The sequence below is a fragment of the Rickettsia endosymbiont of Orchestes rusci genome, assembly GCF_964030945.1.
In the GTDB taxonomy this organism is placed as follows: Bacteria; Pseudomonadota; Alphaproteobacteria; order Rickettsiales; family Rickettsiaceae; genus Rickettsia.
Genome location: NZ_CAXIQG010000005.1, coordinates 21,695 through 45,591, shown reverse-complemented (window position 1 = coordinate 45,591; position 23,897 = coordinate 21,695). Strand labels below are relative to the sequence as shown.

Below are 23,897 nucleotides of genomic sequence, written 5' to 3'. Positions count from 1 at the left end.
GTAGCTAGGTTAATGTTTATGATCGTGGTGATGAGTATAAAATCCTAACGAAGAAAGTACATTAGAAAAATCTGAATTAGGCGTTAATTCATTCGGCACCCCGCTACAACATATATGCCCGTTTAAACATATTACTTGATCGGAGTTTTTCATCACGGTAAACAAATCGTGCGAAATCATAAAAACCGTAATATCAAGATTTTTTTTGATGTGGTTAATGATCTGATAAAATTCTTGTTGGCTTGCAACGTCAAGAGATTGGATAGGTTCATCTAAGATAATTAAATCCGGCTTGCTAAGTATAGCACTCGCTAAAACCAATTTTTGGAATTGCCCCATAGAAAGCTCTGAGATATCATGCTCTTTTAATTTCTCTAAATTAATAAAAGTAATAATTTCTTTCAGTTTATTATTTTTATTATTCGGTGCTAATAAATCTAGAAAATTTTTGACCGTAATCGGTAAAGAAGTACTCAGATTAAATTTTTGCGGGACGTAACCGATTTTTAATTTGGCGATTTTTAATTTAGAGTTAATTATTATTTCGCCGCTACTTGGCTTTTCTAAGCCCAGTATTAGCCGGACTATAGTAGTTTTACCGGCACCGTTTGGACCTATTAAGGTAGTAATATTATTTCTTTTTATAGTAAAACTAATATTATTGATCGGTAACTTATTACCGAATTTCTTAGATACATTACGAAATTCTATTAAAGGATTTTCCAAGGTAAGTATGTTATTTTATATTATTAATGTGGTGGGGATCGATAAACACGTTCCCAATGTCATTCGTCACGGATATCCAGAGAATTAAATGATAATCAAATTAATTACCTATCACCTCTTGAATATCTATTTTCTGAAAATCCTGCATGTTGAATTCAATAATTTCCGGAGCTAGCTCCTTGTCGGCATTATTCTTAGAATCCTTTGCAGCTTGTTTTGCCTTGTAATCTCGAGAGTAAGCATAGTTGGCAAAACGTACTAATATTTTATTATCTTTTATCTCTTCAATTTTTCCTAAAGTAAACGGTGTACTTTTGAAATCCTCATCATGCGGAATCTTAAATGTAAAATACTTTCCTGCTTGAGGATTGTTTTTAAAGGTTTGAATATTTTTTGCGTTTTTACTACTATCAAAAATACTAAACAATATAATAACTATAATAATAATAAGACCGGAAAAAAACCACCAAGGAGTTTTAAAATTTAAATCGTTTCGTTGTATTTTTCGTAAATCTGCTGTGATGTGATATTCATATCCACAAGATAAGCAAGATACATAAGTGATTTTATTAAGAGGTACAACAGGAATCCAAAAAAGATTAAATGTACGCTGTAATCCTACCAAGTAAAGCTGGTTAGCATTACAGATTTTACAGGCTCCATCTATCTTTTTGGTACCAATTTCCCTTGTGCTCCATCCCCAAACAATCATTTTATTCTTTGAATTTTATTTATATCCGCATCATTATAATAATTTGTTGAATAAAGTACAATCTTTTTATACTACTCAAAGTTAGTTATCGGTTAGAAAGAAGTATAAAAAGTAGAACACTAAAGAGATGTTGAATTTGCTTCAGCATGACAAAGTAAAGGCTGGATTGCCGTTTTTAGGCGTTGTTGCGGCTCATAATTTACTGTATTACGGTATTACAAGTATGGTGTCAAGCCACGGAATGACACCGAATTGCTGTGCAAAAATTCGAGCCATGCAACAACGCCGATCAAACCACGGAATGACACCTCTTCATTTATCGATAGAATAGATGCCGATCAATTCGGTTTTTCCTAAAATATGCTCTTCTATTGCCGATAATAAATCCTGCTTGCTAGCATTTTCGTCAAGCTCAAGATAAGCTTTTAAGGCATATAATTTAAAAAAGTAACGATGTGCTTTTCCGGGAGGAGGGCAAGGACCGCCGTATTGCTTTTCTTTCCAACCGTTATTAAGCGTTTTAATAGCAGCATCTATTTTTCCTTCCGACAATTTTAATATAGATGCCGGAATATTATAAATTATCCAGTGATCCCACACCCCTATAGGCGGGGCTATTTCAATAGGAGCATCGGGATCATCCATAATTAAAGCAAAAGATTTTGTACCTAACGGCGCATTTTTCCATTCTAAAGCAGGGGAAATATTTTCGCCTTTACAGGTGAATTTATCGGGAATGCGTTCTTTATTATTAAATGCCGTACTTATTAATTCAAAAGTCATATTTATTTACTCCTTTTGGTTTTTTTTAAGTTGTGCCATGTTATTAGTATAGGTAGAGCGTCATTGCGAGGAGGGATTGGCGTTGTTGCATGGCTAATAATTTACCGTATTATGGTTATTATAAGTACGGTGTCACCCCGTGGCCTTGACCACGGTATCCGGAAAAACCTTAATAAAAAGACTGGATGCCGTGGTCAGGCCCACTACTGTACGAACGTTTAAATAAAGAGGTGAAAATTCTGTCATTCCGTGGCTACGACCACGGAATCCAGCTTATAATATCATAAAAAGATTCTAAAATAAGTCTAATATGGCTTTATTTTCCTGGATGCCGTGATCAAGTCACGGCATGACACAGCCTTTTTTCAACGTTCGTACAGTAGTGGGTCAGGCCACGGCATGACACCGAAACACTTTGCAAAAATTCGAGCCATGCAACAAGACCATTGTCTACACGCAATGACGTTTCGATACTCTAATTCACGACTTCCCATTGTCCGTCGGGTTTACGACATGCTTTTCCGTAAGCTTTTTGCTGCTGTCCGCCTATTACGACCGTGTGAGTATATTCGCGGCAATATTGACCGTGATCATTTTTAAAAGTACTGGTAGGTGTAATGGAACCACGGTGACCGTTATCAGGATTACGCCACTCTACGGTATTGCCGGTAGGTGCGGCTTCTAAAGCTCTTTGAGAACTGAGTTCCGCAAGTTTTCTATCTTGCTCATCCATTCCGGCACCGATTTGACCGCCTATTAATGCACCGATTAACGCACCTGCGCCGGTGGCAAATAATGCTCCTGTACCTTTACCGAATTGAGCTCCTAGTAAAGCACCGGTTGCTCCGCCGATTAACGTACCGCTACCTTGTTTATTCATGCCGCCCGGCCCGGAGCAAGCTTGTAACATCCCGCATGCTAAGATAATAACAATAAATTTAGATATTAATTTCATATAAATCGCCTATTGTAAAATATAAGTTTGAAAGTTATCTTATAAAAGTATTTTTGTAAAGCTGAATATAATTATCTACTCTAATATAATTGAATTTTATATTTTTTTAGCTAAACTACATAACAATTATGTTACTTAACTTTATACCGCAAAACAATCAAAATATTTTATGAATACTATTAAGCAGAATAATTTAATAAAATCGGCGTCTTATTTATCATTTACGATAGCTGCGATTATCTTAATTATTAAAACTTACGGCTGGTTTATAACAAATTCGCAATCAATGCTTGCCTCTTTGATTGATTCAATGCTTGATATTTCATCTTCCTTCGTTAATTTAATTGCAATACGATTCGCTTTTCAACCTCCGGATTATTATCATCGATTCGGTCACGGAAAAGTGCAGGATTTAACAATTTTTTCACAATCGATGTTCTTTTTTGCTTCGGCTCTTTTTACCAGCTTTTCCTCATTTAAATCTTTAGCGGACGGCAGTTACCCTGAAAATATTGCGCACGGCACTAACGTAATGTATTTATGTATATTTCTTACAGTGATATTAGTGCTTTATCAAACATATGTAATAAAAAAAACTCATTCGGAAATTATTAAAGTCGATAAATTACATTATTTCACTGATTTGCTGACAAATATTTTAGTAATAATATCTATAAATTTAAGCGGTCGTTTTTGGTTTATTGACCCGTTATTCGGCGTTGCTATATCACTATATATATTTTATGCTTCTTATTCCTTATTTAAAAAAGCTTTTAAGAATTTGATTGATCAAGAATTACCGGAGGAAGATAGGCGAAAAATCATTGAGATAGTTAATAAGCATAAAAAAATAAGAGGGATGCATGATATGAAAACTAGATATGCAGCACACAAACCTTTTATCCAGTGTCATTTAGAGATGGACGGTAATATATCGCTACATAATGCGCATGAAATTAGCGATGAAATTCTTCTTGAAATATTAAAAGAATTTCCCGGTGCCGAGATAATAATTCATCAAGACCCTTACGGCCTAGAAGAGCAAGTTAATTATCGTGATGAGATTAAATAATTTCTTTATGCAAGAAGCACTAAAGCAAGCTAGGCTCGCTTTCGGCAAAAACGAAATTCCGGTTGGTGCGGTTATAGTTAATCGGTTAAATCAAAAAATTATTGCGGTAGCTCATAATATTACCGAAGAAAAAAATAATGCGCTTTTTCATGCCGAAATTATTGCAATTAATAAGGCATGCCGAATTTTGACTAGTAAAAATCTAATAGATCATGATATATATGTTACTTTAGAGCCGTGTGCAATGTGTGCTAGTGCAATAGCGCATAGCAGATTAAGTCGTTTATTTTACGGCGCAAACGATCCTAAACAGGGAGCTATTGAGAGTAATTTACGCTTTTTTAATAGTAAAGCTTGTTTTCATAGACCGGAAATATACGGTGATATACTCGCCCTAGAGTCAAAAATATTGATGAAAAGTTTTTTTAAAAAGATTAGAGAAAAGAATTTAGATTAAATCCCTCATTACATTCGGGATAGCCTGGATTGCCGCAGCCACTTCGTGGCTTCGCAATGACGAGTTTTTTATTAATTTTTGATCCACGCGGGCATTGCCACGGGTCTTGTTGCATGGCTTGAATTTTTGCAAAGCGTTCGGTGTCATACCGTGGCTTGACCCACTACTGTACGAACGTTGAAAAAAGGCTGTGTCATGCCGTGACTTGATCACGGCATCCAGGAAAATAAAGCCATATTAGACTTATTTTAGAATCTTTTTATGATATTATAAGCTGGATTCCGTGGTCGTAGCCACGGAATGACAGAATTTTTACCTCTTTATTTAAACGTTTGTACAGTAGTGGGCTTGACCGGCATTGTTGCATGGCTCTAAAAAAGTGCCTTATGTCATTCTAGCTAAAGGCGGGAATCCAGAAAAATTAAACTAAAGATGTAACGATAACTTACAATTATATAGAAAAAAGCCTTACAAGCTAAGGCTTTTTAGCCTGGATTCCCGCTTTCGCGGGAATGACATAAGGGGCAGCAGGAATGACATACTGCTTCTTTTATCGAGCCATGCACCAAGGCTTCTAGTCGCTCGCAATGACGTTTAGGGTATCCATGCGGGCAATGCCTCCTCGCAATGACGATTTTAGGCTTTTTTATTTTTTTCTTCCACAAAAATCATAAGCTACTATATCTTAAAAACCCAAATTCAGTTTTTTAGTTATTGAGTCGGAGCATTATTTGCTACTTTTACTTTAATTGTTTTCATAGAGGTGTCATCAAAGAACAAATATACTTTAAATTCGTCTCCTTCCTTTAAAGATTGCTTTAAATCATACAGCATTATATGCGCGCCGCCGGGCTTAAGCTCTACGCTAGTTTTCGTAGGAATTAAAAGATTATCTAGTTTTACCATTTTACTAATTCCTTTTTCATCGGTAAAAGTTTGGTGAAGTTCTACTTTATTGGCGATATCCGACGATACGTTTATTAAATTATAATTAGTACCGCTATCATTTTTAATTACTAAATACATAGCGGAATTATTAATTTTACCTGCCGTACTTGTTGCAGGCCTTGCCCAAGCATTAACAAAACTAAGATCGGCCATTGCCGCAATAGGTGCGTTACTATCGGATTGAGGGGTAGAAGAAGGAACTGCCGCCGCTGTCGGTGCAGCAGGGGGATTAGTAGAAGTAGCGTAGCTTACAGAACAGGTTAAACTAGTGAGTAGTAAGAGAAGAGTTTTTAAATTCATGTTAATACCGTAAAATAAGTTTATTCGTAAATTATATTAACATGAATGAGGTACAAATCCAATAATCTTTTAGCAATATTACTAATCTTAATTACTAGCATTAGTTAATAATTTTAGTTGTAAGAGAGCGTTGTTGCATGACTACCGGAATCGTCATGGCGAGCATTTGCGGGCGTTGTTGCGTGGCTCGAATTTGTGATGTCATTCCCTACTCTCTTATGTCATTCCCGCTTTCGCGGGAATCCAGAAAATGTTTAAGCGAATTATATAGTAAATTTTTATATAATTTTGTTTATTTTGGGTGTTTTTTCTGGATTCCCTCCTTTAGCTAGAATGACATCGAAAATTTGAGTCATGCAACAACGCCTCGTAAGAGGGAATTAAGAAGTAAAATATTGAGAGAGTAGTTATTTTTTCTGATCGGTTCTAATTGAAACGATAGTAGACATACCCGGTATTAGATTAGCATTACTAGGGACTTCAAAATCTATTAAAACCGGTACGCGCTGAACGATTTTAGTAAAGTTGCCCGTGGCATTATCAGGCGGAATTAGAGTAAATTTTGAACCGGTTGCCGGTGAGATATTACGAATTCTGCCGTATATTACTTTTTTCGGTAGAGAATCAAATTGTATTTTTACTTTTAAACCGGGGCGGAATTTTTCTATTTGCGTTTCTTTAAAATTAGCTTGGATATACATTGTTTTATCTTGGACGATAGAAAATAATATTCTACCGGAAACTATATAATTCCCGACTTCTAAACTGCTATTACTAAATATACCGCTCACGGGCGCAATAATTTTAGTATTTTGCAGACTCCTCTCGGTGATTTTTTTATTCTCCGTCAATTCTTTTAGGTTTTCTTCTTCTGCCGACTTCTCAAGGCTTAATAGTAGCAAATTTTGCTTAGCAATCTGTAAATCTAATTTAGCTTGATTATAGTCGGTTTTTGCTTTTGCAAATAGATTCTTTGAATCATCCAAGGCTTTGCTACTGGCAAATTTTTCTTTATTTAACTCTTTAGTTCTAGCAAAATCGGTGGAAATAATCTCAAAGCTTATTTTCGCTAAACTTAATTTTTCTTCTGCTTGTTCTAATTTAATTTGCCCTATTAAAGTTTTCTGATCGATAATTTCTATATTTTTTAGCGAGGCATTAATAGAGGCGTCTAACGCATTAAAGCGCGCCTTATAATCTCTATCGTCAATTTCACCAATCAAATCACCCTTGTTAACTCTTGCGTTATTAGAGATTAATAAGTTAGTTAAGACGCCGTTAATCTCGGAACTTACATTTGATATATCGGCATCAATATAAGCATTATCGGTAGATTGCGTATTGACCCAGACATAAATACCGTAACCGGCACTAATTAATGCTATTATAATTATCGCTAACAAATATTTAGCTAAAGGATGAGTTTTATATTTCTCAATATTTTGAGTTACATTAAGCATAGTTATTTACTACCGAGTTTTTGCTTGAGAAAATAGCAAGCAGGTATAGAAAGAATATATATAATCGCTATTAACGGTAACGAATACCATGGATATATGATAAGGTTTATAATAATGATTGCAAATAAAATCATTGCAAGGGATAAATATTCCGGTTTTATATTTAAATTTTTTGTTGAAATAGTCGGTAACCTACTAGCAAGTAAAAAAGCTATTATAGCTAAATAGATATTAATGGTTATAGTGTGAACGCGAATATTTATATTTAGTAAAGTACTAATTTCAAAATCTAACATCACCGGCATTAAAGCAAGTAACGCGCCGCAAGGGGCAGGTACACCGGTAAAAAAATATTCCGCTCTATCTTGCTGAAAAATACTAATGTTAAAACGTGCAAGACGTAGTGCCATGCATACGATAAATAGTAGCATCACTGCCCATGAAAACACTTTATACTCATATTGCTGAAAAGACCATAAATATATTAGATATGCGGGAGCTATACCGAAATTGGCAAAATCACATAATGAATCAAGTTCGGCACCGAAAGGGCTGGTAGCGTTTAGCATTCTTGCAACCCTGCCGTCAATGCCGTCAAGAATTGCCGCGACTATAATACAATATACGGCGATTTCCCATCTACCGTCTAAGGCAAATCTCAAAGAACTCATACCGGTAATAAGCCCTAATAAGGTAATAAAGTTAGGAATTAATTTTATAAAGGGAATAGGCTTATTTATTATAGCTTTACGTATTTTTAACAATTTATATACTCAAATAATAATATCGATCAAATTCTGAGGTCATTCCCGTGATCTATGTCATTCTAGCTAAAGGCGGGCGTTGTTGCATGGCTCGAATTTTTGCAAAATGTTCGGTGTCAAGCCACGGTATGACACCATACTTGTAATAACCATAATACGGTAAATTACGAACCCCGCAACAACACTCGCGGATCGTCATTGCGAGGAGGCATTTATGCCGACGCGGCAATCAAGTATAAACATATTTTTATGCTAAACTATGTTTAGCATTCTATTAAATCCCTCATTACATTCGGGATAGCCTGGATTGCCACAGCCACTTCGTGGCTTCGCAATGACGTTATCTCCTCTCAAACTTAAATTCCGCTATTTTTTTACGACCAAAATCGGCGATGATAGTTTCGCCGCCGATAGCGGTTTGACCCTTGGTAACAAATAAGGCTGTTTTTAACGGTAAATAAATATCCGCTCTACTGCCGAAACGAATTATACCGTATCGCTCTCCTGCTTTAACCTCGGTACCTTCTTCTAAATCGCATACTATTCTTCTAGCTATTAATCCTGCTATCTGTACAAAAGCTATTTTCTGACCGGTATTAGTTTCCATTAACACCGATTGACGTTCATTATAAATACTTGCCTTATCGAGCGAAGCATTAAAAAACTTCCCCGGATTGTAATGCAGCGATAAAATTTTTCCGCTAGCAGGTACCCTATTAACATGCACATTAAAAATATTAAGAAAAATACTAACTCTTATCATTTCTTCGTCGCCAAGACCTAATTCTGCCGGCGGCATAGCTTCTTTTATTTCTTGAACTATTCCGTCGGCCGGGCTTACTATTAAGTCATCATTTATAGGAACGTAGCGGTCGGGGTTACGGAAAAAATATATACACCAAGCAGTTAGGATAAACCCTATGCCGCCAAGTTTACTATTAAAAGAAGCTAATAAAAAACTTACTACCGCAAAGCTTGCAATGAATATATACCCTTCACGATGAATAATTTTTAAAAAATCGTTATATTGTTTCATTTTAATCTCTAATAAATTTTTGATGTTATTCCTAGCTAAAGTGTTATTCTATGGCTCGTATTTTTGATGTCATTTCAGCGTTGTTGCATGGTTCTTGAAAAGTCCTCGATGTCATTCCCGCGAAGGCGGGAATCTAGGCTTTTCTTTGTCATGCTGAATTTATTTCAGCATCTTTTGCACAAGATCCTGAAACAAGTTCAGGATGACTATTTTTTCCTGGATTCCCGCCTCCGCGGGAATGACATATAAGTTATTTATTCCCCTTCCTTATTCTCTTCTAACTCCTCCTCATCTTCTGTTATATTTTCCGGTGGTGCGTTTTGATCTTCTTGAGCTGATCCAAGAGCATATACACACAAATCTTCAAGCGGCACATTATTTTTTTTAGAAAGATCGTTTAATTTACTAATCGCATCCATTACTTCTGATGGTACGGTACCTCCACGCTCTTTTGACAACCAATCTGCTTGAAATTGTATTGGGTGATGTCCTTGTTCCGGTGTTCCGATATAAAATTTAAATTTTGATTTTTGTCCGCCAAAATCACAATCAAACTCAAATGCTTTCATAGTAAAAATAAATTTAATTATATTATTTATTATTAATGGTTTGATATTAAAAACGCAAACCTAAAATGCTCTTTTGTGCTAATAAAAAATTATAGCTTGTGTATAGTTGATTTATGTTGTTCCTTCCTCTATATAGGGGACAGTTTAAGGAATGCACTTTTGGTCAACACCCCTGATGTCATTCTAGCTAAAGGCGGGAATCTAGATTTTTCTTTGTCATGCTGAACTTGTTTCAGCATCCCATGTAATAGATCCTGAAATAAATTCAGGATGACTATAATTCTTCCAGATTCCCGCCTGCGCGGGAATGACATCGGAAATTCGAGCCATGCAACAACGCCTCTAATTACTAAGAATGTTTTTTCAAATTTTCTATTAATTTGTCAAAACCTTCATTCTGTAGCGTATTAGTAAATTCTTGCTGTTGGGCGCTGATAAGGCTCACGCCTTCGGTTACTATATCCGAAACTTTAAAAGTATCTTTCCCGCCGTTTTTTATTTGACGTACTAAATATTCTACTCTAATAGGTTCTTGTCCCGTATTGCTGACTATATTCATCGTTACTATAAAATCCGTGGAGGTGGAACCTGATTGGCGAACTCCTATTATTTTCGGTTGTTCACCCTTATAGTCTTTTATTAAATCCGTATAAGCTTTAGTAACATATTTAGAGTAGACACCTACAAATTCTTTAGTTTGTTCAGGTGATAAATCTTGTCTACCTTGACGTCCAAGCGTATAATTAGCCATCCACTCAAAATCTAAATTATTTGAAATTAAGCTGCGCGCTTTCGCAATTTTTACGTCTTGGGTTAAGTTTGGATCGTTAAGTGTACCGGAAGCTTCACTTACAAGCTTAGTAATATAATCATTTAATCCCTCAGGCGCGCTATTATCCGAATAGGCAGAGAAAGTAGTAAATAATAAAAATATAGCTGTAATAATTCTATTCATAGCAACCTCTATAATTTAATTAATATTTTTTGTATTAAATTTTGTTTTAACTTGTGGGCATTTAAAATTTGTCGGATATTGAACCGATGCTTCACGGGCTTGATGTAGAGCCGACCTAATAGCGATATAAGGATCGGTAGAGTTGTTCATGATATAATCACTAAAAGGTAATGCGATATATCGGTCATTTATTTTACTAATCGCTAAAACAGTTAGATCAAAATCATTATGAGTATAATACATCATAGGATTAAGTGCATAGTTTGTAAATATCGAATCGGTCATATCGCGAGCGTTAGTACTGCCGATTATGGGTAATACTAAATAAGGTCCCGGACCGACGCCGTAATGTGCTAAAGTATTACCGAAAGTTTGCCGCTCCGAAGGTAAACCTACTTTGCTTGCCACGTCAAATAACCCCCCTATGCCGAGAGTCGTATTAATGATAAACCTCCAAGCACTCTTCATGGTTTTATCGTAATTTAACTGTAACCCGTAATTTACGGCAGTAAGAGGAGTATCGATATTATTAACAAAGCTGTTAACTCTTGTTTTAGTATAATTATTGGTAACTTTCTTATAACCGACTGCTAAGGGACGTAAAATCAAATAATCTAACACCGAATTAAAAGCAAAAATTTTACGATTTAATCTTTCATACGGATCATAAATTTGACTGCAGCCGATACCGGTAGTATTGTAATTATACTTATCATCGTCAATATATTCAAGATCGGCTTGAACGATAAAAGGACAAAGACCGATCATTAATAAGATGATAGGTAATATTAGTATCTTCATAGTTTAAATGCTAGTTTTTTTACACACTACAATACAATATTTATTATTTTCCGCCAGTATTAATTTTTGAGAGCTTAATATAGTAAACTTGCCGGTATTTAAGATTTCAATAATTTCATCTAAATTAAAAATAAATTCTTTTCGTTTTAAAGAATAACTTGTACCGGCCGCAATAGGTAAACAGAAGGCGAAATAGCCGGATTCATTTAATAAAGAATAAATAGCATCAAAATAAATTTCCAAACCGCTAGTAAAGGATAAGCCGCAAAAACTCAATATTACATCAAAAGACCTCTTAGATAACTCTACTTCTTCTGGTAATTTGTACGTCGAGCCTAACCCCTCATCCTCACGTACGTTAGAGTACGCTCCGGTTCTGCGTTCCGTGTCTCCTTCAAATTCCTGAGAATAAGCGAGTTCTGCAAGAGGTCTAAATTTATCGGAGGTTTGTTTGATAAAATCCGGTATTGAAACGTCAAATACTTGATCATAAATTTCGGTATTAGGATAATATACGCTTAGTAAATTATTCATGACGGTAGAGCTTTCAACACCGGTTAAGCTAAAGCTTTCAGGAAAACGTTTTTGAATTTCATATCCTATAAGTCCGACATTACTGCCTAATTCTAAAATATTATAATTATCGGGTAAATCGGTTATCTGATTTATAGTTTCGTGAATAAAGCTATAAGGAAGATGGATATTATTTTCATTGCGAAAACTATTAGTATAGTATCTTGCCGTTAAATCTCTATATTGTTGCCATATCGCTCCGGGAATTTCCTTGGCATTTTTATAATTTTGTAAAAACGTTCCTAGTTGAGTCTTATCTTCCGTAGAAGATTTTTGGGTATAATCCAGAGCTGTTGAATAATTATTTTTTAAAAAGTAAGCTAAGGCAAGCCAATAATATATTTTAGGGTCTGCACGTGCAAAAAATTTATCGACCAATTTAAATCTTAATATTGCATCATTTAGATTTCCTTTATATAAATGATCGATTCCTAACTCAAAATTGGTCTCTTTTAAATGGCTGAGTTTGTGCTTACAATCATTATAATAGTTTGTAGAATCTAGAATCTTATTTTTACACCAATTAGGGATGTTTGTTATTTTATAATAATAAAGTTTTATCTTATCTTTTATCGTAGAAGTTATTTTGCTACCAAACATGATATCTAAATTTTATTTATTAATAATACAAATATATATCTTACAAATGTTACCGTCAACAAATTAGGGGTTAATTTATGTCCATCATTTCTAAACGCTTAAGTATTATCAAGCCTTCTCCGACTTTGGCAGTGGTTAAAAAGACGCTTGAACTAAAAAAAGCCGGAATAGATATCATTTCACTCGGTGCGGGAGAGCCTGATTTTGATACGCCCGATAATATTAAAGAGGCGGCAATCAAAGCAATAAGGGATGGTGCTACTAAATATACGAATGTTGAAGGTATGCCGCTTCTTAAACAAGCAGTGCAAAATAAATTTAAACGTGAGAATAATTTAGATTATGAACTTGATGAGATAATAATATGTAGCGGCGGCAAGCAGGTTATATATAATCTGTTTACGGCTTCTTTAAATGACGGTGATGAGGTTATTATTCCGGCACCTTACTGGGTTTCTTATCCCGATATGGTCTTACTTGCAGGAGGTAAGCCCGTCTTTGCTAATTGCGGAATTGAAAGTAATTTTAAGTTAAGTAGCGAAGCGTTAGAGCGGTTAATTACGCTTAAAACTAAATGGCTGATTATTAATTCCCCAAGTAATCCGACCGGCTCTAGCTATTCTTACGAAGAGCTGGAAAATATTACTAAATTGTTGCGAAAATATCCGCATGTTAACATAATGTCGGACGATATTTATGAGCATATTATTTTTGACGATTTTAAATTTTATACTTTAGCGCAAATAGCTAGTGATTTAAAGGAGCGGATATTTACCGTAAATGGCGTATCCAAAGCTTACTCGATGACGGGTTGGCGAATAGGCTACGGCGCGGGTTCTAGGGATTTAATTAAAGCAATGGCTATTATCCAATCGCAAAGTACTTCAAATCCTTGTTCTATCAGTCAGATGGCTGCTATCGAAGCCTTAAACGGTCCGCAAGATTTTATTAAGCAAAATGCTTTAAATTTTCAGAAAAAACGTGATTTGGCTTTATCGATTTTAGAAAGGATAAAATATTTTAGTTGCTATAAACCGGAAGGAGCGTTTTATTTGTTTGTTAAATGTGAAAAAATATTTGGATTGAAAGCTTTATCCGGTAAAATCATAAAAAATAGTAATGATTTAGGCGAGTATTTACTTGAAGAGGCTAAAGTTGCTGTAGTACCGGGGATTGCTTTTGGCTTAGAAGGGTATTTTAGAATTTCTTATGCTATGTCTATTGAGGATTTAAAAGAAGCATGTGTTAGAATAGAAAAAGCTTGTAGTATGCTAAAACAAGTTGATTAAAGTATTTTAGATTATAAGCACTTCCGGTGTCATTCCCGCGTGGATACCCAAACGTCATTGCGAGCGACCAAAGGGAGCGCGGCAATCCGGAAAATAATAATTTACATAGCATTTTGTACTAATTTTTTCCCGGATTGCCACGTCGGCGCTAAAGCACCTCCTCGCAATGACGTTTGGATTGAATTAACTATAAAAAATAATGAGAAAAGCTTTTAAAAGATTTCTAAAAAATAATAATTGTGCGGTTAATATAATCACGATTTTACTATATGGTTATTTAAAATTTGTTTATTTTACTTCAAGGCGGAAATTTATATTTCCAAAAGGAAGCGATAAGAAAAAATTTTTAGCAGAGCAAGGAGTAATTTTTGCTTTTTGGCATAATATGCTTGCCTTAAGTCCATGTATGTTTAAAGGACATACGGATGTTTACGCTTTAATATCTCCTCATTTAGACGGCAAATTTCTAAATAATATCGTTAGCAAATTCGGTTGCGGTGTTATAATCGGCTCTACTAATAAAAATCCGATTGGGGCATTGAAAGTAATTATTAAAAAATTATCCAAAGGCAGTAATGTAATAATTACGCCGGACGGTCCCAAAGGACCGGTTTACAAAATAAATAGCGGTATTACCGAAATTGCACGTAAATATAATAAAAAATTAATACCGATCGTTAGTAATACATCGAGATATTTTTTGTTAAAAAGTTGGGATAAATTAATAATGCCGCTGCCGTTCGGCACTATAACCGTCATGGTCGGCTCGCCTCTAAATTTTACAGATAATAAAGAACAAAACGATATTAACCTTGAGAAGCAGCTAAGCAGTTTAACACAGAGTTTACCGAAATGAGGTGTACTCCAATTACGTAATACAAAACGCCCGTCATTGCGAGCGATAGCAGGCTTTGTTGCATGGCTCGAATTTGCGATGTCATTCCCTGCTCTCTTATGTCATTCCCGCGCAGGCGGGAATCCAGACTTTTTATTGTCATGCTGAACAAGTTTTGCGCATCTTTTTTAGTAGATTCTGAAATAAATTCAGAATGACTATAATTTTCTGGATTCCCGCCTGCGCGGGAATGACATATTGCTGCTTTTATCGAGCCATGCAACAACGCCGGCTTGACCCACTACTGTACGAACGTTTAAATAAAGAGGTAAAAATTCTGTCATTCCGTGGCTACGACCACGGAATCCAGCTTATAATATCATAAAAAGATTCTAAAATAAGTCTAATATGGCTTTATTTTCCTGGATGCCGTGATCAAGTCACGGCATGACACAGCCTTTTTTCAACGTTCGTACAGTAGTGGGCTTGACCACGGCATGACACTGTACTTATAATAACCATAATACGGTAAATTATTAGCCATGCAACAACGAATGGCTTGTGATGAGGCGATTCGAGCAACAATACAATATGTGAATGACATTGAGAAAGTAGGAAAATGATACCACAAAAACCAATTCTTCATTTGCAGGCAATATTATATTTATATCATCTGTTAAGTTTTGTACTGTTACCGATATATTTTATCATAATTTTTATTCGGTTGCTAATAGGTAAAGAAGATATAAGTCGAGTAAAAGAACGCTTTGCTTTAGGGCAAAAAAGAAGTAATGAAGAGTTTTTAATATGGATACATGCGGCAAGCGTCGGGGAATCGGTAGCTGCTTTGAATTTAATTAGAAGCATAAATAGCCGATTCCCGCAAATACGTTTTTTAGTCACTTCTTGGACAACAAGCTCTGCTAGAATGTTAGTAGCTAAATTGCCGGATATAGCTATTCATCAATTTTTGCCGATCGATAACATTATTTTTGTTAAGAAATTTTTAAAAAATTGGCGACCTGATTTAGGGATTTTTATAGAATCCGAATTATGGCCGTGCATGATTAGCGAAGGGGCAAAATATAGTAAATTATTATTACTAAATGCGCGTATTTCCGATAAATCGTTTAAATCTTGGCAAAAAAGAAAAAGTTTTTTCGCCTTGATCGTTAAAAATTTTAGTAAGATTATTGTACAAAGTGAAGTCGATCGACAAAAATTTAATGATCTAGGCGTTACCGATGTAGTTAATTTAGGTAACATTAAATTCGCTAATCAAAAGCTTGAGGTAAATGAAAAAGAATTAGCTATATTAGCTGCACACCTTAAGGATAAGCGTATTATCGTGTTTGCCAGCACTCATCCGGAAGATGAAAAAGTAATTTTTCCTATTCTTAAAAGCTTAAAACGGCAATTTTCAGATTGTTATTTTATTTTAATCCCGCGTCACCCTGAGCGTGTAAAGTCAATAATTGATAATTGTGTTTTGTTAAATTTAGCAATTACCGCTAAATCACAAAATAATTTGCCGATTTTAAGCGATGACCTTTATATTGTCGATAAATTCGGTGAAATGGGCTTATTCTTTTCTTTAGCTGCAATTTCTTTTATCGGCGGGTCGTTTAAGCAAGGCGGGCATAACATATTAGAAGCGGCATATTTTGCTAATTGTATTATATTCGGCCCTGATATGAGTAAAAACACCGATATTGCGAGTGGTGCGATTAACAACAAATCGGCAATTCAAATTAAAGACGAGAATGATTTACTCGCGAAGCTGCAATATCTCTTAACTTCGAGTAATAAGAAGGAGTTAAAAGATTATCAAGAAAATGCTTTAAGATTCGTTAATAAAAACCAATCGATATTAGATGATTATTTGAGTGTTATTGCAGAATATATTGGCTGATATAAATTGTTGCTGGGAGGTTGTTATGTTATTAATAACATATGCAAAATGGGTTAAAAGAAGCAGAATAATTAAAAATATTAAGAGATGCTTTAAAATGAAAGAATACTATTATAGTAAAGAAGCATTAGTAAAATATTTAATTGATAATATTCCTGAATATAAAGAATACCATGAAAAAGAGAAAGAGTGGTGGGGAGAGGATAAAAGGACTTATCATACAGAAATTGGTTGTCTTTTAGATTTTACTGGTAAAGAAATAGATAATGAAAATACTAAATATTTACCATTTATTTTTAATTTAATTGAAGAATTAGTTGAGTGTGATGATGAAAATGCAGATAATGCTGCTTGGACTATGTTTTTAGAGGATATTCCTCGTGAAACGTGCGATATCCATCCGAAATTCTCAGTGGATGCATGTCGCAAATATTTAGGACCTAAATCCCTTAAAGCGTTAGAAATTATTAATGCTCCACTTTCCCCAGAAGTCCTATTACGATTAGAAAAAGAAAAGCAATATAAAGCCTCAATAAAACCATTTTTGCTTGATTCTTTATATAGGGATATAAATGACTATAAAGAATTTCGTGAAGAAAATATTAAAAAATGGCATGAAGAAGGGCTAGATAGACCTTTACCTGTTGAAATGGTAACGCTTTTAGAATTTGTTAAAGCTAAACTAGTAAATGAGGATCATAATACTATTAAGAAAATTTTGGATTTAGTAGCAAAAACAGCAGAATATGCACAAGAAGATCATGAAACTCAAAAGTTACTTGAACATTGGTATAATATATTAAAGAATCAGAAATGATTTACTCGTGAAGCTGCAATATCTCTTAACTTCGAGTAATAAGAAGGAGTTAAAAGATTATCAAGAAAATGCTTTAAGATTCGTTAATAAAAACCAATCGATATTAGATGATTATTTGAGTGTTATTGAAGAATATATCGGTTAATATAGTATGTCATTCTAGCTAAAGGCGGGAATCTAGCCTTACTTATGTCATGCTGAACTTGTTTCAGCATCTTTTTTTAGTAGATCCTGAAATAAATTCAGGATGACTATAATTTTTCTGGATTCCCGCCTTTAGCTAGAATGACATCAAAAATTCGAGCCACACAACAATGCCGCTGCTGTAAGCTGCGTGACAATCCAACTTACCCCGAATGTAATGAGGAAATCAATTATGAAAACTACTTTACTATAGTATATATCTAGGTTTTTTACTCACATAGGAATAATAAAATATCACAACAGACAGTAGCTATAACTCCGAGACAGTTACACATACCGCACCCTGTGTTATGATCATCGGCATCTGTAATATTATTAAAATTATTCTCTGAATATACGCTATTGTTCTGCGTCCCTTGATTATTATTATTTATATTAGATTCTTTGAATAATGAATTCGCAATAATGGATACTAACACGTGCTTTTCTGAAGCTGGGTTGGTATTATTTAACGGTGTAGTTTGTTTATGAGTTCCTGCTAAATTGTTATGACGTAACATACTACCCCCATTCTGAAACTAGCTCCGGTGAGAATTAAAGAATCACGCAGCAAAAATCTTCGTTTTTGCCCATAATGTATTAAAATCCTCTACGGACGCATCATAATCTATGCTAGCGGCATTGTCAAGTTAAGTATAAATGGGCGTTGTTGTGTGGCTACCGGAATCGTCATTGCGAGCGACCGAAGGCTTTGTTGCATGGCTCGAATTTTTGCAAAGTGTTTCGGTGTCATGCCGAGGCCCCTCCCACGGCATCCGGTCTTTTTACTAAGATTTTTTCTGGATACCGTGGGAGGGGTCACGGTATGACATCGTACTTATAATAACCATAATACGGTAAATTATGAGCCATGCAGCAACGCCGTATAAATGAGGCAATGACCATACATAACGCGAACTATGGATAAATTTTTAAGCTACAACTTATCCATAGTTGGGGTTACATAACTCATTATATATTAGTTGGGTCTATCGTAAACTTGCTCTATTACCCCGTCAAGTCCCATTAAAAAAGTATAGACTTTCAAATTTGGAAATTTTTTGTTAATGATTTTGCGTGCTTTATTTAAAGTTTCCGTATGTATATCTGTTTCTTTTTTAGGCGTTGTAAGATATTCTGCTCCAACAAGAAGTTTATACACTCCGCATTCACGATGATCGAGAAAGATAACTTGTTTAATATTATGTAGTTTTTATAAAATCTCAATAACATCTTCAATTGTTTTACCCCAATAAAGATATTGATTGTTAACTAAAGCAAGGGAAGAGCCGGGAAGCGATACTTCATCATAATCTTCTAGTAAATTTAATTTGTTCATAAACTCAACGGTTTCACTTTTTAGACGAAAATCTACACAAGAAATAAGAAGAGTAGAAGCTATATTAAGAGTACGAAGATGTTCGTTACTTACCGGTACTTTTAAAGTTTCCTTGTCGGAAATTATATCTTTGCTATCAGCATAAAGATTAACATTAGTTAATATAATTAACCATAAAACTATATATTTTATATACGACATACTAACTTATACCTCAATTTATTAATGGAATTAAATAGTTTAGAGATAATTCTTTAGAAAAGCATATATAATTTATATTATATATTGGAAATAATTTTTAATTATGGTAAAATAGCCTCTAAAAAAGGAGCAAGAATTCTTAGCAATTATACTAATCAATAGGGTGTTGTTGCATGGCTTGAATTTTCGATGTCATTCCCCCGAGGCTTTGTAAAGATGGTCAAAAAATCACTGTTTTCCGATCCACGCAACAACGCCTTCCCGCGAAGGCGGGAATCCAGAAAATATTTTTAAGTCATCCTGAATTTATTTCAGGATCTACTAAAAAAGATGCACAAAACTTGTTCAGCATGACAATAAAAAGTCTGGATTCCCGCCTTTAACTAGAATGACATACTGCTGCTTTTATCGAGCCATGCAACAACGCTAATCAATAGGTAATATATTGATAGTACAGCGTCATCGCGATCGCTTGATACAAGCGAATTTTTCTGGATTCGCCTGTGCTCACGTATTATTAACGGCTAGCGCAGGCTCACCTTTAAATTCATCTTGTCTAAATCTTTCTGAATTTAGCTGTATAATATCTAACGCACATAAACTTAACTTGACGATGCCCTAGCTAGTTATTAGATTCCTTGCAAAAAATATTTCAAGATGTTATCTTATCCCCACTTATTTTTATTCCAAAATTATAATGTTTGAATATTTTATTAAATTTTCCCCTCATATTCTTTATATTGTTAAAGGAACGTTAGTCACCTTAAAATATAGTGTAATTGCGGTTATATTAGGTTTGTTAATAGGGGCGTTATTAGCAATTTGTAAAGTGAGCAAAAATTTTATATTACGATTATTTGCAAATTTTTATACTTCTATTTTTCGTGGCACGCCTTTACTTATTCAGTTAAGTATTATTTATTTCGGGTTACCTTATTTAATCGGTATTAAATTTAGCGTGTTTGTAGCCGGAGTTACGGCTTTTTCCCTTAATTCGGGGGCGTATGTTTCGGAGATAATTAGAGCGGGAATTAATGCCGTCGATAAAGGGCAGGTTGAGGCCGCCGAAGCTCTTGCTATACCGAAAGCGTTAATAATGAAAGATATAATTTTGCCGCAGGCAATTAGAAATATATTTCCTTCACTAATAAACGAGCTGGTTAATTTGATAAAAGAATCGGCAATTATTTCGACGATCGGTGGAATGGATTTAATGCGTAGAGCAACAATAGTGTCAGCGGAAACGTATAATTACTTTTTCCCGGCACTTATTGCCGCTTCTTGCTACTACATTTTAGTAATGATAATCAGCAATATAGCAAAAATAATAGAGAAAAAGCTAATTGTTAATTAAAACGTTCTTGCTTTTATGGAAAAAGTAATTATAATTTAAATTTAGTGCTGTCTGAGGTGCGATAATATATATACTCAAAGAGTTGTCATACCAAGGCCCCGCCACGGTATCCGGTATTTTACTTCTCTGGACCCCGTGATCAAGTCACGGGGTGACAGTTTCCAACTCTTCATTTACGAACAGTATATTTTGAATAAAGTTTTTTGGAGTGTTTTTTTAATGCCGACATATAATCAACTAGTACGTTTTGGGAGAAAATCAAAAACTCGTAAAACAAAATCTCCTGCCTTAGAGGCTAATCCTTTTAAAAGCGGTGTTTGTCTTGTAGTCAAAACGGTGACCCCTAAAAAGCCTAACTCTGCTCTCCGTAAAATTGCCACGGTACGTTTAAGTAATAAAAGAAGCGTTAATGCTTATATACCGGGTGAAAAACATAGCGTAAAAGAGCATGATAGAGTATTAGTTAGAGGCGGACAGGTTCCTGATCTTCCGGGGGTGAAATATCATATAGTACTTGGTGCTTATGACATTCAAGGTGTTAAAGGGCGTAAGCAAGGCCGTTCACGTTACGGTGCTTCCCGTAAACAAGCCGTAGCTGCAAAAAAATAATTAATAGATAGAGAGAAAAATAAATGTCACGTCGTCACGCCGCGGAAAAGCGAGTAATTTTACCTGATATGAAATATAACAGTACTTTGCTGTCAAGATTTATTAATAATATTATGAAAGAAGGTAAAAAATCTCTTGCGGAAAAAATAGTTTATTCAGCCTTTAATAAGATGGAAAGAAAACATAAGGTAGAACCTTATGAGGCTTTTAATAATGCCATGAATAATGTAAAGCCTTATCTTGAAGTGACTTCGGTTAGAGTGGGCGGAGCTAATTACCAAGTACCGGCTCCCGTGGATGAAAGAAGAGGGTATGCTCTGGCGTCACGTTGGATTATTAATGCCGCATTAAAGCGATCCGAAAAAATGATGATCGATAAGTTAGCTGAAGAATTATTTGAAGCATCAAATAATAGAGGCGCCGCTATCAAAAAGAAAGAAGATACTCATAAAATGGCTGAAGCTAATAAAGCTTTCTCTCATTTTAGTCCTAAAAAAATGAAATAAGGTAAACTAAAAATGAGTGAAAAAGCGAAGCTTAACGATATTCGTAATATCGGTATATGTGCGCATATTGATGCAGGCAAAACGACTACTACGGAGCGTATTTTATATTATACCGGAAAGTCTCATAAAATAGGTGAAGTCCACGAGGGCGGCGCGACTATGGACTGGATGGAGCAGGAGCAGGAGCGCGGTATTACTATTACTTCGGCTGCTACCACTTGCGAATGGAACGGGAAACAAATTAATATTATCGATACGCCGGGACACGTTGATTTTACTATCGAAGTAGAAAGGTCGTTGCGCGTTCTTGACGGTGCGGTTGCGGTATTTGACGGTGTAGCCGGTGTTGAGCCGCAATCGGAAACTGTTTGGCGGCAGGCGGATAAATATAACGTGCCTAGGATGTGTTTCGTCAATAAAATGGACAGAATGGGTGCGGATTTCTACAGATGTGTAGAGATGATAAAAGATCGTTTGGGTGCAAAACCGCTTGTTCTACAATTACCTATCGGGATTGAAGAACATTTTAAAGGGTTAATAGATTTAGTAAAAATGCAAGCCGTGATCTGGAAAGATGAATCTTTAGGAGCTGAATATTTTTACGAAGAAATTCCGGCGGATATGTTAGAGTTAGCTGAAAAATACCGAGCCGGTTTGCTTGATATGGTTGCTGATTTAGATGATCGGATAATGGAAAAATATTTATCGGGCGAAGAAGTAGCGGCAGAGGAAATTAAGAAGTTAATAAGAAAAGGTACGATAGAAAGCAAATTTTATCCGGTTTTATGTGGGAGTGCTTTTAAAAATAAAGGCGTGCAGCCTTTGTTAGATGCCGTAGTAGATTATTTACCTTCACCGGTTGATATCGGTACGGTAAAAGGTATAGATGTCGATACGGAAGAAGAGCGGGATTTTCCAATTTCGGTAACCGAGCCTTTTTCTGCTTTAGCCTTTAAAGTAATGACTGATCCGTTTGTCGGTTCTTTAACATTTATTAGAATATATTCCGGAAAAATTAGTGTCGGTACAACAGTTATTAATACCGTAAAACGACAAAAAGAAAGAGTCGGTAGAATGTTATTGATGCATGCTAACGATCGTGAAGACGTAAAGGAAGCGGGAGCAGGTGCTATCGTAGCGTTAGCAGGTCTTAAAAATACCACTACAGGTGATACGTTATCTGATGCCGATAGGCAAGTTATCTTGGAAAGGATGGAGTTCCCTGAGCCGGTTATTGAGCTAGCCGTAGAGCCTAAATCAACTGCAGATCAAGAAAAGATGGGGGTGGCACTGGCAAGGCTTGCTTCTGAAGATCCGTCATTGAGAGTATCAACCGATCAAGAAACAGGTCAAACGGTTATTAAGGGCATGGGTGAGCTTCATTTAGAAATCATCATTGACCGTATGCGAAGAGAATTCAAAGTTGAAGCAAATATAGGCGCTCCTCAAGTAGCATATCGTGAAACTATTACTAAGACTTGTGAAATTGACTATACACATAAAAAGCAATCAGGCGGTGCCGGTCAATTTGCTCGTGTAAAGATTATTTTTGAGCCTCTAAAAGAGGTAAAAGACTTAAAAGATGAAGATAAAAATAAAACTTTTATTTTTGAAAGTAAAATTGTCGGCGGCTCTGTTCCAAGAGAATATATTCCCGGTGTTGAAAAGGGATTAAATAATATTCGTGAAACCGGTGTTATTGCCGGTTATCCGATGATTGATTTTAAAGCTACTTTAATTGACGGCGCGTTTCATGATGTAGATTCTAGCGTTTTGGCGTTTGAAATTGCGGCAAAAGCTGCCTTCAGAGAAGGTATGCCGAAAGGTAGCCCAAAATTACTTGAGCCGATTATGAAAGTTGAAGTTATTACCGCCGATGAGTATATGGGTGATATTATCGGTGATTTGAATAGCCGTAGAGGATCGATCCAAAGTATGGAACCGCGTGCTAATGCGCAAGTAATTACTGCCAATGCTCCTTTAGCCGAAATGTTTGGGTATGTCAATATGCTTAGGTCTTTGTCTCAAGGAAGAGCTCAATATAGCATGGTATTCTCTCATTATGACCAAGTACCGGCTCAAATAGCGGATACTATCAAAGCTAAGAAATAGAAAACGCCATTGTGAAGCATTAGTGGTGG

General features: G+C 35.3%; 35 protein-coding genes and 1 pseudogene. 16 read left to right on the top strand and 20 right to left on the bottom strand.

The window, feature by feature from the left end:
• Positions 1-9: 9 nt before the first annotated feature.
• Together AAHM91_RS10860 and AAHM91_RS10855 are read right to left on the bottom strand one after the other, a co-directional pair.
• Positions 10-726 (bottom strand): metal ABC transporter ATP-binding protein, encoded by a 717-nt coding sequence (locus AAHM91_RS10860; protein WP_342270812.1) that lies wholly within the window; start codon positions 724-726, stop codon positions 10-12.
• 100 nt (positions 727-826) lie between these two features.
• Positions 827-1,438, bottom strand: coding sequence for a hypothetical protein (locus AAHM91_RS10855; RefSeq protein WP_253308401.1), 612 nt, complete (start codon positions 1,436-1,438; stop codon positions 827-829).
• Positions 1,439-1,565: 127 nt separating this feature from the next.
• Here AAHM91_RS10855 and AAHM91_RS10850 point away from each other — a divergent pair, with 127 nt between their 5' ends.
• Positions 1,566-1,769 (top strand): hypothetical protein, encoded by a 204-nt coding sequence (locus tag AAHM91_RS10850; RefSeq protein ID WP_342270811.1) that lies wholly within the window; start codon positions 1,566-1,568, stop codon positions 1,767-1,769.
• Here AAHM91_RS10850 and AAHM91_RS10845 read toward each other — a convergent pair.
• A complete protein-coding gene (locus AAHM91_RS10845; protein WP_342270810.1) occupies positions 1,751-2,221 on the bottom strand; it encodes a YbhB/YbcL family Raf kinase inhibitor-like protein in 471 nt (156 codons plus the stop codon). The genes AAHM91_RS10850 and AAHM91_RS10845 overlap by 19 nt on opposite strands.
• A 15-nt stretch (positions 2,222-2,236) precedes the next feature.
• Between AAHM91_RS10845 and AAHM91_RS10840 the strand changes: the two genes are divergently transcribed.
• Positions 2,237-2,443 carry a hypothetical protein gene (locus AAHM91_RS10840; RefSeq protein WP_342270809.1) on the top strand — a complete coding sequence of 69 codons (207 nt, stop codon included), beginning with the start codon at positions 2,237-2,239 and terminating at the stop codon, positions 2,441-2,443.
• A gap of 143 nt (positions 2,444-2,586) precedes the next feature.
• Here the strand turns inward: AAHM91_RS10840 and AAHM91_RS10835 are convergent, their stop codons facing one another.
• On the bottom strand, positions 2,587-2,715 hold the full coding sequence (locus AAHM91_RS10835) for a hypothetical protein (RefSeq protein ID WP_342270808.1): 129 nt from the start codon (positions 2,713-2,715) through the stop codon (positions 2,587-2,589).
• The gene (locus tag AAHM91_RS10830) at positions 2,697-3,176 is read right to left on the bottom strand and encodes an RT0821/Lpp0805 family surface protein (RefSeq protein ID WP_253308403.1); all 480 of its coding nucleotides are present in this window, start codon (positions 3,174-3,176) and stop codon (positions 2,697-2,699) included. The genes AAHM91_RS10835 and AAHM91_RS10830 overlap by 19 nt, the downstream gene beginning before the upstream one ends.
• 169 nt (positions 3,177-3,345) lie before the next feature.
• Here AAHM91_RS10830 and AAHM91_RS10825 point away from each other — a divergent pair, with 169 nt between their 5' ends.
• Complete coding sequence (locus AAHM91_RS10825; RefSeq protein ID WP_341793195.1) at positions 3,346-4,248, top strand: cation diffusion facilitator family transporter; 903 nt, start codon at positions 3,346-3,348, stop codon at positions 4,246-4,248.
• Positions 4,235-4,705 carry a nucleoside deaminase gene (locus AAHM91_RS10820; RefSeq protein WP_253310103.1) on the top strand — a complete coding sequence of 157 codons (471 nt, stop codon included), beginning with the start codon at positions 4,235-4,237 and terminating at the stop codon, positions 4,703-4,705. Before AAHM91_RS10825 ends, AAHM91_RS10820 begins: the two co-directional genes overlap by 14 nt.
• Here AAHM91_RS10820 and AAHM91_RS10815 read toward each other — a convergent pair.
• From AAHM91_RS10815 to AAHM91_RS10805, 3 genes are all read right to left on the bottom strand, one after another.
• Positions 4,697-4,918, bottom strand: a complete 222-nt coding sequence (locus AAHM91_RS10815; protein ID WP_342270807.1) for a hypothetical protein — start codon at positions 4,916-4,918, stop codon at positions 4,697-4,699. The two genes, AAHM91_RS10820 and AAHM91_RS10815, sit on opposite strands and share 9 nt — an antisense overlap.
• A 272-nt stretch (positions 4,919-5,190) precedes the next feature.
• On the bottom strand, positions 5,191-5,370 hold the full coding sequence (locus AAHM91_RS10810; protein WP_342270806.1) for a hypothetical protein: 180 nt from the start codon (positions 5,368-5,370) through the stop codon (positions 5,191-5,193).
• A gap of 46 nt (positions 5,371-5,416) precedes the next feature.
• Positions 5,417-5,953, bottom strand: a complete 537-nt coding sequence (locus AAHM91_RS10805; RefSeq protein ID WP_253308405.1) for a copper chaperone PCu(A)C — start codon at positions 5,951-5,953, stop codon at positions 5,417-5,419.
• Between the two features lie 137 nt (positions 5,954-6,090).
• Here AAHM91_RS10805 and AAHM91_RS10800 point away from each other — a divergent pair, with 137 nt between their 5' ends.
• Positions 6,091-6,285, top strand: coding sequence for a hypothetical protein (locus AAHM91_RS10800; RefSeq protein ID WP_342270805.1), 195 nt, complete (start codon positions 6,091-6,093; stop codon positions 6,283-6,285).
• A 75-nt stretch (positions 6,286-6,360) separates the two neighbouring features.
• Here the strand turns inward: AAHM91_RS10800 and AAHM91_RS10795 are convergent, their stop codons facing one another.
• From AAHM91_RS10795 to AAHM91_RS10780, 4 genes are all read right to left on the bottom strand, one after another.
• On the bottom strand, positions 6,361-7,413 hold the full coding sequence (locus AAHM91_RS10795) for an HlyD family secretion protein (protein ID WP_342270804.1): 1,053 nt from the start codon (positions 7,411-7,413) through the stop codon (positions 6,361-6,363).
• A 2-nt stretch (positions 7,414-7,415) separates the two neighbouring features.
• Positions 7,416-8,177, bottom strand: coding sequence for a CDP-diacylglycerol--serine O-phosphatidyltransferase (gene pssA / locus AAHM91_RS10790; protein WP_342270803.1), 762 nt, complete (start codon positions 8,175-8,177; stop codon positions 7,416-7,418).
• 52 nt (positions 8,178-8,229) lie between these two features.
• Positions 8,230-8,406 (bottom strand): hypothetical protein, encoded by a 177-nt coding sequence (locus AAHM91_RS10785; protein ID WP_342270802.1) that lies wholly within the window; start codon positions 8,404-8,406, stop codon positions 8,230-8,232.
• Positions 8,407-8,517: 111 nt separating this feature from the next.
• A complete protein-coding gene (locus tag AAHM91_RS10780) occupies positions 8,518-9,213 on the bottom strand; it encodes a phosphatidylserine decarboxylase (RefSeq protein WP_253308409.1) in 696 nt (231 codons plus the stop codon).
• Positions 9,214-9,300: 87 nt separating this feature from the next.
• On the opposite strand from AAHM91_RS10780, the gene AAHM91_RS10775 reads away from it, so the two are divergent.
• A complete protein-coding gene (locus tag AAHM91_RS10775) occupies positions 9,301-9,462 on the top strand; it encodes a hypothetical protein (RefSeq protein WP_342270801.1) in 162 nt (53 codons plus the stop codon).
• Between the two features lie 5 nt (positions 9,463-9,467).
• Here the strand turns inward: AAHM91_RS10775 and AAHM91_RS10770 are convergent, their stop codons facing one another.
• The 4 genes from AAHM91_RS10770 to AAHM91_RS10755 all read right to left on the bottom strand — a co-directional run bounded on the left by AAHM91_RS10770 (position 9,468) and on the right by AAHM91_RS10755 (position 12,711).
• The gene (locus AAHM91_RS10770; protein ID WP_341793186.1) at positions 9,468-9,782 is read right to left on the bottom strand and encodes a DUF2610 domain-containing protein; all 315 of its coding nucleotides are present in this window, start codon (positions 9,780-9,782) and stop codon (positions 9,468-9,470) included.
• A gap of 349 nt (positions 9,783-10,131) precedes the next feature.
• Positions 10,132-10,737, bottom strand: coding sequence for a Tgt2/MlaC family protein (locus AAHM91_RS10765; protein ID WP_341793185.1), 606 nt, complete (start codon positions 10,735-10,737; stop codon positions 10,132-10,134).
• Between the two features lie 15 nt (positions 10,738-10,752).
• Entirely contained in the window at positions 10,753-11,538 is a 786-nt protein-coding gene (locus AAHM91_RS10760; RefSeq protein ID WP_341793184.1) for an MlaA family lipoprotein, read from the bottom strand.
• Between the two features lie 3 nt (positions 11,539-11,541).
• Positions 11,542-12,711, bottom strand: coding sequence for a palindromic element RPE1 domain-containing protein (locus tag AAHM91_RS10755; protein ID WP_342270800.1), 1,170 nt, complete (start codon positions 12,709-12,711; stop codon positions 11,542-11,544).
• Between the two features lie 77 nt (positions 12,712-12,788).
• On the opposite strand from AAHM91_RS10755, the gene AAHM91_RS10750 reads away from it, so the two are divergent.
• The 3 genes from AAHM91_RS10750 to AAHM91_RS10740 are packed head-to-tail and all read left to right on the top strand — an operon-like array spanning position 12,789 to position 14,856.
• Positions 12,789-14,000, top strand: coding sequence for a pyridoxal phosphate-dependent aminotransferase (locus tag AAHM91_RS10750; protein WP_342270799.1), 1,212 nt, complete (start codon positions 12,789-12,791; stop codon positions 13,998-14,000).
• Positions 14,001-14,039: 39 nt separating this feature from the next.
• Entirely contained in the window at positions 14,040-14,216 is a 177-nt protein-coding gene (locus AAHM91_RS10745; protein ID WP_342270798.1) for a hypothetical protein, read from the top strand.
• Complete coding sequence (locus tag AAHM91_RS10740; RefSeq protein ID WP_342270797.1) at positions 14,200-14,856, top strand: lysophospholipid acyltransferase family protein; 657 nt, start codon at positions 14,200-14,202, stop codon at positions 14,854-14,856. Before AAHM91_RS10745 ends, AAHM91_RS10740 begins: the two co-directional genes overlap by 17 nt.
• Here the strand turns inward: AAHM91_RS10740 and AAHM91_RS10735 are convergent.
• Both AAHM91_RS10735 and AAHM91_RS10730 read right to left on the bottom strand, forming a co-directional pair.
• Complete coding sequence (locus AAHM91_RS10735; protein ID WP_342270796.1) at positions 14,807-15,118, bottom strand: hypothetical protein; 312 nt, start codon at positions 15,116-15,118, stop codon at positions 14,807-14,809. The genes AAHM91_RS10740 and AAHM91_RS10735 overlap by 50 nt on opposite strands.
• A 180-nt stretch (positions 15,119-15,298) precedes the next feature.
• On the bottom strand, positions 15,299-15,439 hold the full coding sequence (locus AAHM91_RS10730) for a hypothetical protein (RefSeq protein WP_342270795.1): 141 nt from the start codon (positions 15,437-15,439) through the stop codon (positions 15,299-15,301).
• A gap of 51 nt (positions 15,440-15,490) precedes the next feature.
• Here AAHM91_RS10730 and waaA point away from each other — a divergent pair, with 51 nt between their 5' ends.
• On the top strand, positions 15,491-16,747 hold the full coding sequence (gene waaA, locus AAHM91_RS10725; protein ID WP_342270818.1) for a lipid IV(A) 3-deoxy-D-manno-octulosonic acid transferase: 1,257 nt from the start codon (positions 15,491-15,493) through the stop codon (positions 16,745-16,747).
• Between the two features lie 25 nt (positions 16,748-16,772).
• On the top strand, positions 16,773-17,564 hold the full coding sequence (locus tag AAHM91_RS10720) for a DUF7674 family protein (RefSeq protein WP_342270794.1): 792 nt from the start codon (positions 16,773-16,775) through the stop codon (positions 17,562-17,564).
• 413 nt (positions 17,565-17,977) lie between these two features.
• Here the strand turns inward: AAHM91_RS10720 and AAHM91_RS10715 are convergent, their stop codons facing one another.
• On the bottom strand, positions 17,978-18,268 hold the full coding sequence (locus AAHM91_RS10715) for a hypothetical protein (protein WP_253308415.1): 291 nt from the start codon (positions 18,266-18,268) through the stop codon (positions 17,978-17,980).
• 153 nt (positions 18,269-18,421) lie between these two features.
• Here AAHM91_RS10715 and AAHM91_RS10710 point away from each other — a divergent pair, with 153 nt between their 5' ends.
• Positions 18,422-18,577 (top strand): hypothetical protein, encoded by a 156-nt coding sequence (locus AAHM91_RS10710; RefSeq protein ID WP_342270793.1) that lies wholly within the window; start codon positions 18,422-18,424, stop codon positions 18,575-18,577.
• Between the two features lie 149 nt (positions 18,578-18,726).
• Here the strand turns inward: AAHM91_RS10710 and AAHM91_RS10705 are convergent.
• Positions 18,727-19,287, bottom strand: a pseudogene (locus AAHM91_RS10705) (carbonic anhydrase).
• Positions 19,288-19,984: 697 nt separating this feature from the next.
• Here AAHM91_RS10705 and AAHM91_RS10690 point away from each other — a divergent pair.
• The 4 genes from AAHM91_RS10690 to fusA all read left to right on the top strand — a co-directional run bounded on the left by AAHM91_RS10690 (position 19,985) and on the right by fusA (position 23,868).
• Positions 19,985-20,641, top strand: a complete 657-nt coding sequence (locus AAHM91_RS10690) for an amino acid ABC transporter permease (RefSeq protein ID WP_342270792.1) — start codon at positions 19,985-19,987, stop codon at positions 20,639-20,641.
• Positions 20,642-20,860: 219 nt separating this feature from the next.
• Positions 20,861-21,250 carry a 30S ribosomal protein S12 gene (gene rpsL / locus AAHM91_RS10685; RefSeq protein WP_253310106.1) on the top strand — a complete coding sequence of 130 codons (390 nt, stop codon included), beginning with the start codon at positions 20,861-20,863 and terminating at the stop codon, positions 21,248-21,250.
• 23 nt (positions 21,251-21,273) lie between these two features.
• On the top strand, positions 21,274-21,756 hold the full coding sequence (gene rpsG, locus AAHM91_RS10680) for a 30S ribosomal protein S7 (RefSeq protein ID WP_253308417.1): 483 nt from the start codon (positions 21,274-21,276) through the stop codon (positions 21,754-21,756).
• Between the two features lie 12 nt (positions 21,757-21,768).
• Entirely contained in the window at positions 21,769-23,868 is a 2,100-nt protein-coding gene (fusA, locus tag AAHM91_RS10675) for an elongation factor G (RefSeq protein ID WP_342270791.1), read from the top strand.
• Positions 23,869-23,897 lie beyond the last annotated feature (29 nt).